The organism is Sedimentibacter sp. B4 (assembly GCF_000309315.1).
GTDB classification, from domain to species: Bacteria; Bacillota; Clostridia; order Tissierellales; family Sedimentibacteraceae; genus Sedimentibacter; species Sedimentibacter saalensis.
The window spans coordinates 1-231 of record NZ_CANG01000092.1 but is presented as its reverse complement, the minus strand read 5'-3'; the positions used below and the strand labels follow the sequence as shown (position 1 = coordinate 231).

1 protein-coding gene is annotated in these 231 nt (G+C 68.0%); it reads right to left on the bottom strand.

Translation table 11 applies throughout. The features are described from left to right. The coding region (locus tag BN358_RS25345) for a GTPase (RefSeq protein ID WP_157593311.1) at positions 1–77 on the bottom strand (77 nt) is incomplete at its 3' end. Between the last annotated feature and the right edge of the window lie 154 nt (positions 78–231).

Genomic DNA, 231 nt, shown 5'->3' with positions numbered 1-231 from the left:
TTGGACGACGCGATCGCGATCTTGCTGCCCACAAGGGCATTCGTGAGCGTGGACTTGCCGGCGTTCGGGCGGCCCACGAAGCAGGCGAAGCCAGAGTGAAGGGGGTCATGAGCTCCTTCTTGCGGATTCCTCGGCGAGCTTCGCCGCCGCCTCTGCGGCCGGGTCGTCGTCGTCGACGACCAGCGAGGCCAGCACGGTCTGGATGGTGTGACGGCGGTCGGACCCGCGCTC